Annotated in this window: 11 protein-coding genes; 3 read left to right on the forward strand and 8 right to left on the reverse strand. The window is 70.9% G+C overall.

The window, feature by feature from the left end; genetic code table 11:
• Positions 1-83 precede the first annotated feature (83 nt).
• Positions 84-1,961 (forward strand): glycoside hydrolase family 15 protein, encoded by a 1,878-nt coding sequence (locus tag RM479_RS00390; protein WP_311509639.1) that lies wholly within the window; start codon positions 84-86, stop codon positions 1,959-1,961.
• A 68-nt stretch (positions 1,962-2,029) separates the two neighbouring features.
• Positions 2,030-2,473, forward strand: a complete 444-nt coding sequence (locus RM479_RS00395) for a DUF1360 domain-containing protein (protein WP_311509640.1) — start codon at positions 2,030-2,032, stop codon at positions 2,471-2,473.
• A 50-nt stretch (positions 2,474-2,523) separates the two neighbouring features.
• On the opposite strand, the gene RM479_RS00400 is transcribed toward RM479_RS00395, so the two are convergent.
• The gene (locus RM479_RS00400; RefSeq protein ID WP_311509642.1) at positions 2,524-2,952 is read right to left on the reverse strand and encodes a hypothetical protein; all 429 of its coding nucleotides are present in this window, start codon (positions 2,950-2,952) and stop codon (positions 2,524-2,526) included.
• 199 nt (positions 2,953-3,151) lie between these two features.
• On the opposite strand from RM479_RS00400, the gene RM479_RS00405 reads away from it, so the two are divergent.
• Positions 3,152-4,273: a PQQ-dependent sugar dehydrogenase gene (locus RM479_RS00405; protein ID WP_311509643.1), complete on the forward strand. Its 1,122-nt coding sequence runs from the start codon at positions 3,152-3,154 to the stop codon at positions 4,271-4,273.
• Between the two features lie 182 nt (positions 4,274-4,455).
• Here the strand turns inward: RM479_RS00405 and RM479_RS00410 are convergent, their stop codons facing one another.
• From RM479_RS00410 to RM479_RS00440, 7 genes are all read right to left on the reverse strand, one after another.
• Positions 4,456-6,999 (reverse strand): glycoside hydrolase family 9 protein, encoded by a 2,544-nt coding sequence (locus RM479_RS00410; protein WP_311510396.1) that lies wholly within the window; start codon positions 6,997-6,999, stop codon positions 4,456-4,458.
• Between the two features lie 266 nt (positions 7,000-7,265).
• Complete coding sequence (locus RM479_RS00415) at positions 7,266-8,024, reverse strand: hypothetical protein (RefSeq protein WP_311509645.1); 759 nt, start codon at positions 8,022-8,024, stop codon at positions 7,266-7,268.
• A gap of 268 nt (positions 8,025-8,292) precedes the next feature.
• Positions 8,293-8,895 (reverse strand): hypothetical protein, encoded by a 603-nt coding sequence (locus tag RM479_RS00420; protein ID WP_311509646.1) that lies wholly within the window; start codon positions 8,893-8,895, stop codon positions 8,293-8,295.
• The gene (locus RM479_RS00425) at positions 8,892-9,527 is read right to left on the reverse strand and encodes a hypothetical protein (RefSeq protein WP_311509647.1); all 636 of its coding nucleotides are present in this window, start codon (positions 9,525-9,527) and stop codon (positions 8,892-8,894) included. The genes RM479_RS00420 and RM479_RS00425 overlap by 4 nt, the downstream gene beginning before the upstream one ends.
• 498 nt (positions 9,528-10,025) lie before the next feature.
• Entirely contained in the window at positions 10,026-10,364 is a 339-nt protein-coding gene (locus RM479_RS00430; protein ID WP_311509648.1) for a hypothetical protein, read from the reverse strand.
• A gap of 104 nt (positions 10,365-10,468) precedes the next feature.
• The gene (locus RM479_RS00435) at positions 10,469-11,032 is read right to left on the reverse strand and encodes a hypothetical protein (RefSeq protein WP_311509649.1); all 564 of its coding nucleotides are present in this window, start codon (positions 11,030-11,032) and stop codon (positions 10,469-10,471) included.
• A 518-nt stretch (positions 11,033-11,550) separates the two neighbouring features.
• Positions 11,551-12,309 carry an SDR family oxidoreductase gene (locus RM479_RS00440; protein ID WP_311509650.1) on the reverse strand — a complete coding sequence of 253 codons (759 nt, stop codon included), beginning with the start codon at positions 12,307-12,309 and terminating at the stop codon, positions 11,551-11,553.
• Positions 12,310-12,348: the final 39 nt, after the last annotated feature.

Genomic DNA, 12,348 nt, shown 5'->3' on the forward strand with positions numbered 1-12,348 from the left:
CCGGGCCTTCCACCTGCTGTTTCATCCGAGGACTCCCGGGCAGTCGGATGGGGGGATCAGGACGACCGTTCCGGAGGGCGGACATGGAGCGAACGAGAGCCGGTATCGGCGAGCACGGTTTCCTTTCCGACTGCCATACCGCGGCCCTCACCGGTCCCGATGGGGCGATCGTGTGGATGTGCGCGCCGGCCTTCGACGGTTCCGCCCCCTTCGCGGGCCTCCTCGACCCGGAGCGCGGAGGGTCGTGGTCCCTGGAGGTCGACGGGGCCCGACCGGAGCGACGCGCCTACCTGGACGGCACCCTCGTTCTGGAGAGCCTTTGGCGAGGGCCGGGCGGAGAGGTGGCGGTGCTCGACCTGATGCCGCTCCGGCGCGACGGTGGGAGGACGGGCCTGTATCGGGAGGGTCTCCTCCTGCGCATGGTGGAATGCCGTTCCGGGACCGCCACGGTGCGTTCGCGGGTGGCCGCTCGACCGGACTTCGGCCGGGCCCGGCCCGCGTGGAAGCGGCAGGACGGACACCTGAGGGAGGCTTCGGGCCTGTCGCTCTCCGGCACACCGGATCCGTGGATCGACGACGACGGCGACGTCGAATGGCGAACGACACTCTCCGAAGGGGAGACGTCCTTCCTCGCCCTGGACCACCTGGAGGGTGAACGGTCGATCGACGCGCGGGAAGCGCGGGACCTGTTGGAGGAGACCGTCACCGCCTGGCGTGCGTGGTCGGCGCGCTGTGACTACCAGGGTGTGGGAGCCGAGCACGTGCACAGGAGCGCGCTCGTCCTGCGCGGCCTCCTCCACGAGGAGACCGGTGGTCTCATCGCCGCCCCCACCACCTCCCTGCCCGAATGGCCCGGCGGGGAGCGCAACTGGGACTACCGCTACGTGTGGCACCGGGACGCCGCCCTGGTGGTCCTGGCCTTCATGCGACTCGGCCACACCGAGGAGGCGGGGCACTACCTGCACTTCCTGCTGAGCATGTGCGGCGAGCCCCAGGGGTGGATCCCCCCGGTCCAGACGATCCGACGCGAGGAGCCGCCCGAGGAGGAGGAGCTCGACCACCTCTCCGGGTACGCCGGATCCCGGCCGGTACGGGTGGGCAACAACGCCTACGGCCAGCATCAACTGGACGTCTACGGTCACATCCTCGACGCCGCCCTCTACTACCAGGAGGTCACCGGCGATTTGAGCGAGGAGGAACTGGATCAGCTGCTCACCGTGGTCGGGGTGGCGGTCGATCTCTGGCGGGAACCGGACGAGGGCGTGTGGGAGGTCCGGGCGGACCGTCGGCACTGGACCAATTCCAAGGTCTACGCCTGGGTCTGCCTGGACCGCGGCATCCGTCTGGTCCGCCTGACCGGCAGGGAGGAGAAGGTCCCCCTGGACCGTTGGCGCGCCGAGCGCGACGCGATCCGGGCCGAGGTGCTCGAACGCGGATACGACTCCGAGGCCGGTTACTTCATCCGGTACTACGGCTCCTCCCGCGTCGACGGTTCCCTGCTGCGCATTCCCCTGCTCGGCTTCCTCGACGGGGACGACCCCCGGGTCAAGGGGACCCTGGATCGGGTGGACGCCGAACTGGGAGAGGCCGGATTCCTGGTCCACCGTTACGACACCGACGCGACCGACGACGGACTCGGCTCCCCGGAGGGGGCCTTCCTCCTGTGCTCCTACGACATGGTCTCCGCCCTGACGCTGGCGGGACGGAGGGGGGAGGCGCGGCGGAGGTTCGAGGAGTTGTGCGGACGCGCCGGACCACTCGGACTCCAATCCGAGCAGATGACGGCCGACGGCACCATGCTCGGGAACTTCCCCCAGAGCTTCACCCATCTGGCCCTGATCGAGGCTGCCATGAACCTGGAGTACGCGCAGGACGCCGAGGCCCTGCACGCGTGGGTCGACCGCAGAGGACCCGAGGACGACGAGGACGGAAGACGAGGGGACGACGGTGATGAACGATGACGTCCCCGGCACCGGGAAGCACGTCAAGGAGACCCTGCGCCGCGAGGCGCAGGCCTACGCGAACGGCGATGACCGGCCCCTGGCCGGATACGCGGTACGCGGCCATGGCGGGTGCGGGCCTGCTCGCGGTGAAACCGCGGGGGCTTCGGGGCGACACGCCGGTGGGGCCCTGGGACCTGGCCCTGATGGGGATGACCACGCACAAGGTGTCCCGCCTGCTGACCAAGGACCCGGTCACCAGCCCTCTCCGGGTCCTCTTCACCCGCTATCAGGGGGTGTCGGCACCCGCGGAGCTGTCCGAGGAGGTGCGGGGCGAGGGCGCGCGCAAGGTCGTCGGTGAGCTGATCACCTGTCCGTTCTGCACCGCCCAGTGGATCGCCACCGGCTACGCCTTCGGATTGGCCCTGGCTCCCCGCCTCACCCGCGGCGCTGGAGCGGTGTTCAGCGCCGTGGCCATCTCCGACTGGCTGCAACTGGCCTACGCCCGGCTTCAGCAGGCCCAGCAGGAGTAGCGGGAACGACACGGGGCCCGGGGGGATCCCCCGGGCCCCGTCGGGACCTTCTAGGGCCGCTCGTCGCCCTCGTCCTCTTGTGCCGAAGGACCGGCGACGGTCGCCTCGGGGCCGGCGCCCACGACGAACCCGAAGAACACGTGGTCGGCCAGCAGCGCCCACCGTTCCCCGGGACGGGAACGCCGTGCGTGCGCCAGACCGAGCGCGGGCGCGAGGACGGTCTCGAAGAGCCCCCAGGACAGGACCCCGTAGACGGGACCGGCCAGCCGCGACCTGCGCAGACGTCGGGGTACGAGGGCGAACGCCGTACCCGCCACCGCCCCGTAGGACCAATGGGCCAGCTCGATGGCCGCCGTCCTCCTGTGCTCGGGGACGGCTTCGAGGAGCGGCGGAGCGCCCTCGCGCAGGATCGCCTCGGGTGGTGTGCGTTCGAGGAGCCCCAGGCCCACCGTCGCCTGACGCATACCGGTCATGGCCATCGCGCCGACCACGCCCCGAAGCGCGCCTCTGAACCAGGGGTGACGCGGAGGATCGCTCTTTCTCCGGTGCATTCCGACGTTCCCTTCGAGAGTGTGCGTGTCCTTCCACTGACCGGGACGGCCCGATCTCACACATGCGGCCCCGGGCCGCGCTCCGGGGCGGGCGGGTCGTTCACGTTCCGGTGGGTAAGGGGCGGTCATGAGACCCACACCGCACACGGGGACCCTGGGAAGGATCGCGGCCGTCGCCGTCACGGCGACCCTGACGGCCGCGTGCGCCTCCGGAGGCGGGGCGGAACCCGCGGGGGACGCCCCCCGCGCCGCCGACACACCGGACGCCGGGTCCACGGCCCCGGGAGAGCCCCGCGACCACGCCACCGACCTGGACGTCCCCTGGGGGGTCGCACCCCTGCCGGACGGTTCGCTCCTGGTGTCCGAGAGGGATTCCGGCGAGGTGGTCCGGGTGTCGGAGGACGGCACCGTCGCCCCCGTGGGCACCGTGGAGGACGTGTCCCCGGGCGGTGAGGGCGGCCTCCTGGGGCTGGCGGTCGATCCGGCCTTCCCCAACGAGCCGTACGTGTACGTCTACTTCACGTCCGAAACCGACAACCGCGTCGCCCGATCGGAATACGACCCGGAGGAGGGGCTGGTCGGACAGGAGACCGTGCTCGACGGCATCCCCGCGGCCGGCACCCACAACGGTGGCCGGATCGCGTTCGGCCCGGACGGCTTCCTGTACGTCGGCACCGGCGACGCGGGCGACCCCTCGCGGTCCCAGGACCGGGACTCCCTGGGCGGCAAGATCCTGAGGATCACCCCGGAAGGCGAACCGGCCGAGGGCAACCCCTTCGACAACCCCACCTACAGCTACGGGCACCGCAACGTCCAAGGCCTGGCCTGGGACGAGGACGGCCGCCTGTACGCGACGGAGTTCGGCCAGGACCGGTGGGACGAGGTCAACCTGATCGAACCGGGCGGCAACTACGGATGGCCCGAGGTGGAGGGCGAGGGCGGCGGCGACGAGTACGTCGACCCGCTGGTCACCTGGACCACCGACGAGGCCTCGCCCAGCGGGGCGGCGGTGGCGGGCGGCTCCCTGTGGGTGGCCTCCCTGCGCGGTGCCCGCCTGTGGGAGGTGCCGCTCACCGGAGACGGCGGGGTCGGCGAGCCGGTGGCGCACTTCGAGGGGGAGTACGGGAGGTTGCGCACGGTGACGGTCGCGTCGGAGGGCGACGCGCTGTGGCTGTCCACCAGCAACCGTGACGGACGGGGCGACCCCGCCGAAGGGGACGACCGTGTCATGGGCGTCCCCCTGGAGTAGGCCGGATCCGCCCGGCGGAGCGTGTGGGCACGACACGCCGCGTTCGCCCGGGGGCGCACCGAAGGGCGTCCCCGGGCGAACGGGAAGGGAACGGGGCCCCACGCTCTCCTGTGGGGCCCCGTTCCCCTCCCGGAGGGAACCGGCGGCGCGCGGTACCGGGATCACGCGCCGCCGGGGAGGGATCAGCCGCAGACGTCCCCGTTGAGCGTGAAACGCTCGGGTGAGGCGTTCGGTCCGACGCCGGGGGACCCGACGAAACCGAAGGTCGCCTCGTCGCCGTCGGCGATCCCGGTGTTCCAGTCCAGTGATCGCGCGGTCACCGCGCGACCGGACTGCGTCAGGTCGGAGCCCCAGTGGTTCTTCACCGTCTGGCCTCCGGGGAAGGACCAGGTCAGGGTCCAGTCGGCCAGGGGGGCGTCACCGGTGTTGCGCACGACCACCTGGGTGTTGAACCCACCGCTCCAGGTGCCGTGCACCCGGTAGTCCACCTCGCAGGTGGACGTCGCGGGCGGGGCCGCCGAACCCTGGTCGGTGACGAACGCCGACACCCAGGCCAGGGTCGAGTTCCAGTTGATGGTCAGCTCGTTGGTCGCCCACGAGTCGATGTGGTCGATGTAGCAGAACTGGGGCGCGCAACCGGTCAGGTTCGCCTGCGCGACCGGGTCCCAGGTCCCGGTGTCGGAGTTGGGGCCGCCCGACAGGGTGCCGTCCGGCGGGTTGGGCAGGCCCGGGTCGAGCTGGTTCGCGTACCAGCGGCTGTGCTGGTTGAGCGAGTGCGCCGTCCCGTAACCGGTGACATAGGAGTTGTTGAGGGCGTTGCGCCCCAGCAGGTAGTCCATGCCCTCCAGGACCGCGTCCCGGAACCGGGTCTCGCCGCCGATGTCGTAGGCGGTGGCCACGACCACGAGGTTGTTGAGGACGAGGTTGTTGGAACCCCAGGCGAAGACCCCGTTCTCGGGGGCGTAGGCCAGACCGTAGGGGTGCTCCGCCACGGCGGACACGTACGACTCGGCCCCTTCGACCACCGAGGCGCGCACGGCGTCCCGGTCGGGCAGGTCGTTCGGAACCGTGGCGAGCTGGAGCCGCCCCAGGGGCGCGGTCCACTTCCAGTCGAAGCCGCTCGCCGTGAACACGTCGGCGGTGTGCAGTTCCGACGACGTCACCGCCTCCTCGTACTCGGCGGATCCGGTGGCCAGGTACAGCTCGGCGGCCGCCCAGTAGAACTCGTCGGCGATCTCGTCGTCGTTGTAGGGTCCGCCGCCCTCGCCGCCCACCTCGGCGTACCGGTCGGGGTGGGCCACCGCGGCGTCCCAGGCCGTCTCGGCCGCCGCGAGGCAGGTCGCGGCGAAGTCGGCGTCGTAGGGCGCGAACACCCGCGAGCACTGCGCGGCGGTCGCCGCCAGGTTGAGGGTGGCGGCGGTCGACGGCGGGTGCAGGTAGCGCGGCTGGGGGTCGGCGGCGGGCATCAGCGGGAGCCCGGTCCACCGTTCGTCGTGCACCTTGTGATGGGCCATCCCGGCGAGTTCCTCGCCCGCGGGCACCTGCATGGACAGCAGGAACTCCAACTCCCAGCGGGCCTCGTCCAGGACGTCGGGCACCCCGTTGTCCCGTTCGGGAACGGCCAACGTGGAGTCACCGACCCGGTCGGGGTCCCCGGTGGGCGCGGTGTGCGCCCGCTCGTACACGCTCATCAGCTGATGCACGGAGATACCGCCGTTGACCACGTACTTTCCGTGATCCCCGGCGTCGTACCAGCCGCCGGAGACGTCCAGGGAGTAGTCGCAGGGGGAACTCGGGTGGCAGGTCACGTCGGTGTCCCCCTGGTTGGGGGCGACGCCGAGGTGACCGGCCGCACGCCCGTAGCCGGGGGCGATCTCGTCGAGGATCTCGATGCCGCTGCGCTGGGTGTAGTAGAACTCCAACGCGTCGGTGGCCATCGCCCGGTAGGGGTCGGCGCCGATCCCGAAGGGGTGGCTCGTCTCCCCGTCCACGGTCAGGGTGTAGCCCTCACCGGGTGCGGTGACGTGACCGAAGTCCACGGTGTGCACGTTCTGCCCGGAGGTGGCGTCGAGTCCGTACGGGACGGTGTCGCCCTCGCCGACCGTGGTGCCGTCGGCGTCGGTCAGGATCCAGGCCAGGGGCTCCTCGGCGTCGGTGACGACGGTGGCGTTCTTGGGGCCCTCGGGCAGGTAGCCCACCTGGTTGACGCGCACGGGCGGGCCGGTGTCGGGTTCGTACACCGGGGGTTCGGCCCCGCCGCGCAGGGAGACGTCGTCCAGACACAGGGTCCAGGGGGTGGCGGAGCCGCCGATCTGGAAGGCGACCTGGGCGGCGTCGTGGTCCGAGGAGGCGGTGAACACGTACTCGTACGCGGTCATCTCCTCGGTGAGGACGGGGCGTTCGTCGAATTCGGTGCGCCAAGGGTCGACCGGCTCCTGGACCAGTGCCCGGATCGGTCGACCCTGCGCGCCGGAGGCGGTGAACGAGAAGGCGTAGGACTCACCGGCGACGATCGGCACGTCGTTCTGGCCGACGATGACCTCCCACGGGTCGGCCGTGCCACCGGGCACGTCGACGCACAGGACCTCGTCCTCGGTGACGGTCAACGCGACCTGCGGGGTGCCCCACCAGCCGGTGGTCCCGTCGGAGAAGTCGCCGTTGACGATCTGTTCGACGGCTTCTTCGTTGGTGGGTTCTGCGGTGGGTTCGGCTGTGGCGGGGGCGATCGGTGAGAGGACCAACAGTGAGGCGGTGCCCAGGACCGCCGTGGTTCGTCGTGGACTCAAGGGGGGTCGTCCTTCCGAGCGGACCGAGAACGCTCTGGGAGCGCTCCCAATTGAAAGGTATGACCATTTTTGTGTCGCCTGTCACACCTGTCAATGGGGGTTGTGCGAAGGATTCCCCGTCGGTTCGCGCCCGACTCCCCGGAACGACGCGGTCGGAACGGCCCGTGGGGGAGGGCGCCGTCGGCCTTCCCCACGGGCCGCCGCGGTCACTCCTCCGAAGGCGGGGTCGCGGACAGCCCGCGCGCGATCACCTGCTCGCCCAGGACCTCGCGGACCTCCTCGGCGTCGCCGGCGTGCCCGGGGTGCCCGGTGCTCTCACGCAACTCGTTCAGCACCGCCGCCACCACGGAGTCCTCGGTCACCAGACCGGACAGCGGGGCCGCCTCCACCGCCTCGCGCCACCGGCGCAGGGCGTCCAGTCGGCCGTGCGCGATGGCCTCACGGGTGAGGTGGAACAACTGGTCCAGGTTGCGGTGGTAGGCGTCGGGGTCGCTCAGGTCCGCGTCGACCACCACGACCGGTCGGGTGCCCGAACCCTCGGGGCGTAGGTGGTAGACCCGCCAGATCCGACCGTTGGTCAGGAAGATCCACTCCGCGCCCTCCTGGGCGGCCAACCGGCGGGCCATCTGGATGTTGCGCAGATCCAGTTCCTGGCCGATCCCGCGCACCTCCACCGGGGCGAAGAGCTTCCCGTCCAGCACGATCGCGTAGTCGTTGGACTCCCCGCTCGTGCGGTACTCGGTGGTGAGGTCCTGGTACTTGCTGAAGTTCAGACCGACACTGAAGAAATCGGCGATGAGCAGACGGGTGTCCCCTTCATTGGCGTCGCGCGCCACCAGATCGGCGATCGGACCCGAGAAGCGGTCCATGGCCGCGGCGACCCGGCCGCGCACGGACTCCTGCCAGCTCAGGGTGGTGGTGAACTCCCCGGTCCTGCTCATGACCTGGGTTTCTTCAACGTCCATGGACATCCGCTCCCGTGTGTGCCGCAAAGCCCTGTCGCACGGCCTTCTCCGGCACGGGGGGACACGCGGACAGGGAAGATCCGGCCACGATGCTACAACTCGTCGGCCCGGGCGGGCACACCGCACATCGGCCGGTCGTCGGGCACGGCGGCGCCGGCGGTCATCGCCCCACCACCCCGAGGCCCTCCGGGCGGACATGACGGACGCCCCGGGACCTCGGTCCCGGGGCGTCCGTGCTCCCGTGCGTCTTCCCCCGAAGGCGCGCCGCCTAGAAGCGGCCGTCGAGCAGGTCGTCGACGAACGCGCGGTGCTCCCGCAGCGCCAGCCGGAGTCGCTCGGTGTCGGCCCCCTCTTCCCAGGCCGACCGCAGGCCCGAACGGCGCTCCCGGAGCCGGGAGATCACCGCTTCGGTCGCCTCGTCGACCACCGCGTCCGCTTCGCCCACGGCCTTGCCGGGGTCGTCCACGAAACCGTTCATCGCCGTGGTCAGGCGCTCGCGCACCCGATCGCGGCCCGCGTCCTGCCGCGATCCGCTCCGGTCCCGGTCGCCCTCGACCGGCGTGTCCCGGCCCTCGGAGCGCGTTCCGTCGGTGGCGGTCGTGGCCTTACCGTGCCTCTCGTCGTTCACCGCGGGGCCGGTGCGTGCGGTGCCCTGAGCGGGCACGGTGGTCCCGGTCGTCCCGGGGTCGCGCACCTCGGCGTCGACCGCCACGGGAGCCGTGTCCGTCCGCCCGGCCCCGGTTCCGCTGCCTCGCCCCATGGGACGGGCGGCACCCGTGTCGTTGGTGGGCGGGCCGGTCCGCTCGCCGGTCCGGCGTCGCGCGCCTTCCCGTCGTTCGGTGTCGCCGGTGATGTTCTCGGAACCTCTCATCGCGCTACCTCCGATTCCCGTCCGTTACGTGCCTTCGGCACCAGGCCGCCCGCCCGTCGCGGTCGCGAAGGACCGTCGAGCATGGCGTCCAGCAGGTTGCGGTGGGCCATCAGGACCTCGCGCAGCCGCTCGGTGCCGGTGGTGTCCGTGTCCGTGCCCGGCCCCTCGGCTCTGTGAACGGCGGCGACCTCGTCACCGTGGTCCACCGACAGGTCCGCCAGATGGTGTTCGAAGCCCTGGGTGTCCGTCCCCGACGGCTCGACCGGGTACCCCAGATCGGTCATGGCGGCCGTCAGGACCCTGCGGGAGTCCTGGACGGAACGCTCGGGGTTCTCCACGAACTCCCGCTGAACGGCGAGCCACGCGTCCCGGTGGCGCGCTCGCTCCTCGTCGGTGAGGGTGCGGAGCCGGATCTTGTCGTTGCGATCGAGGCGGGCGGAGAGTTCCCTCTCGGCAGCCTTCGTGTCGTCGCCGTGCGCCGTGACCACGTGATCGTACTCGGCGCCGAAGCGCTTCTTCAGTCGAGTGGTGTTCCCCAACGGGATCTTGGACGTCCCGAAGATCAGCACCGCTCCGACACCGATGACCACAATGGCCACCACGCCGATGATGATGAGAATCGTCGTGTCCATGCGAGTGCACCTCCTATGTCGTCATCCACTGCCCGTGCTTTTTTCGGTGAAACAGCGGAATATGCGACATGGGGGGATCATCGCAGGTGAAGGCGGGAAAAATTCGCCGATCCCCTGTGTGGATCCAGGTGGTCCGGGGCGAAGAAACAGAGGATACCGGCACTTCAGAGTACTCTTCTCCGGTCGTGTCGGGTGGTGGAGGGGCCGCCCCGAGCCTTGCCCGAGGTGTCCTTCGCATCGGCAGTAAAAATGGCCGAGGTCCCCTCTCGGATTATTTCCGTCGACTCGAAGGAACGGTCTGTGATTATCGACCGTTACCATCGTGAGATAGAGTCTTCGCAGTTCGCGCGGGCTTTTTCGCAAGCGGTGAACGCATCGGAGGCGTCTCTCGGCGCGGCCTGCGGGGCCTGCGCGGCCACGGCCTCCCGGGTGCCCGAACGGTCGCGTCGGTCGGCGTGCGGGCGCCACCGCCCCCCGCGGTCCCCCTCGACCCGTTGACTACCGGGCGTCTCCGACCAGGTTCCGCACGAAGGCGCGGTAGGACAGCAACGCCAACCGCAGCGTCTCGGTGTCGGCGCCCTCGTCCCACGCGGCGCGCAACGCCGCCCGGCGGGACTCGATCTCGGCCACCAGCGCGTCGGCGACCTCCGAGGCCAGGGCGTCCGCCTCGTGCACCGCGCTCCCGGGGTCGTCCACGAAACCGGTGATCGCGCCGTCCAGGCGCCGTCGGGCCAGCTCCGTGTCCACCCCGCGCGGCCGGGGCCGCCAACCGTCCTCCACTGTCGGCGCGCGCACCTCGGCCCGCACCGGTACCACCTCGTCGGTCGGGTGTTCCATCGTGTCCGCCTTCCGTCGTGCCACGGAGCGCGCCGCCCGCGCACCCCCTTCGTGCGCCCGCAGGGTCCACCGCACCCGGCGGCCCGTGTCCGCTTCGGAGTGGTTCAACGTTGCGTCTCCGATCCCCGGCCCACCGTGTCGATCCCGCCCAACAAGGCGTCCACGAGCCGCCGGTGGGCCACCAGCGATCCGCGCAGGTGTTCGGTGCCCCCCGTGTCGTCGTCCCGGATACGACGCACCTCGGCGACCTCCTCCGGATGGTCCACCGACAGGGTGTCCAGCAGGCGTTCGAAGTCCTCGCCGGGGGAATGCCCGAGGTCGAGGGCGATCGCCGCGATCACGGCCCGGGCATCGCGCACGGAGCGTTCCGGGTCGTCGACGAACCCCTGCTGGACAGCGATCCAGGCCCGCACGTGGCCGTCGCGCAGGTCCTCGGGGATGGCCCGCAGTCGCAGCTCGGCGCGGCGGGACAGGCGCGCGGTCAGGTCGCGTTCGGCGGTCTCGGTGTCACCGTGGATCCGCACCGCGTGCTCGTACTCGGCGCCGAAGCGTCTCCTGAGCCGGGCCGTGCGGCGTGAGGGAAGGATCGAGGAGCGGACGGCGATCGTGGTGCCCACGGCCACCACGATCACCACCAGGACGAAGAGGACCAAGGGCGTCGTCTCCACGGGGGGCAACCTCCTGTGCGGAGAACTCTGCCCCTCCGCCGTTCCGCGAAACGCCGGAGTCCGGAGCCGGTCTCCACCCGGCCCGGCACGGTCCCGGTCGTGTGGGCGGACGCGGGGGGACGACCGGGCGATCGCGGCGGCGGTCCCCTCCGGACGACCCGCACGTCGCAGCGGGATCGCGGCCGTCGCCTCGCCCGGGCGATCCGGGTCGCCCACGGCGACGAGCGTGTCCGTCTCGAATGCCCCGGCCGCGACCGCGTCGACCCGGTTTCCGGACGGCCCGGATTCCTCGGCCGGCGCAGCAGGGCCGGGCGGTTCGGCTCCCACCGAGCCGCCCGCCCGTACGCCTGTCTGGAGCGTATGACGGAAATCGAACCGCCCAGCGTGAGCGTGTCGGGTTCCCGGCTTCGTCGATCCGTCACACGAACTCGGTTCTGAACGCTCTGCCTCTGAAAACGACACGGTGGTCGCAACCCCCCGAGAACCAGGGTGTCGCGACCACCGCCGGAGCCCGCCTGTCAGTGCGGGTCGGACGCGTTGAGCGCCACGACGACCTGGTCGTAGTCCCCGCGAGCCTCGCCGTACCGCAGGAACTTGACCCGCTCGACCTGGATCTCCGTCGCGTCCGGCTCGGACACGAGGAGTTCGACCACCTCGGCGATGAACTCGTTCAGCGGCATCGCGGCGGCGCTGTCGCGCTGTCCGGGCAACAGGTCGGTCGCGACCGACGGCGGCTCGAGTTCGATGACGCGCACGCTCGTATCCGCGAGCTGGAGGCGGATCGACTCGCTGAGCATGTGGATGGCGGCCTTGCTGGCGTTGTAGCTGGGCGTCACCCGCAACGGGGTGAACGCCAGACCGGAGGAGACGGTCAGGATCGTGGCGTCCGGGCGTGTCCGCAGGTGCTCGACGAACGCGGAGATGAGCCGGATCGGCCCGAGCAGGTTGGTGGTGATGACCTCCTCGGACGAGGCGAGGAAGCCCTCCGCGCGGGTCCAGTCCTCGACGCGCATGATCCCGGCCATCGGGATGAGCACGTTGACGTCGGGGTGCTCGGCGATGACCCGTTGGGAGACCGTGGCGATGCTCTCGGGGTCGGTGGTGTCGATCCGGTAGGCGTGGATGCCGGGGTGCTCGGCGGTGATCTGTTCGAGCAGCTCGGTGCGGCGGCCGCCGATGATGACCTCGTTGCCCCGGGCTTGGAGCGCGAGAGCCAGGGCCAGGCCGATACCGCTGGTGGCACCGGGAATGAAGATGGTGTTTCCGCTGATCTGCATGGCTCAAGTCTTGGCCGGTGCCGGTGCACCTACCAGAGA

It is taken from the genome of Nocardiopsis lambiniae (genome assembly GCF_031845465.1).
GTDB classification, from domain to species: domain Bacteria; phylum Actinomycetota; class Actinomycetes; order Streptosporangiales; family Streptosporangiaceae; genus Nocardiopsis; species Nocardiopsis lambiniae.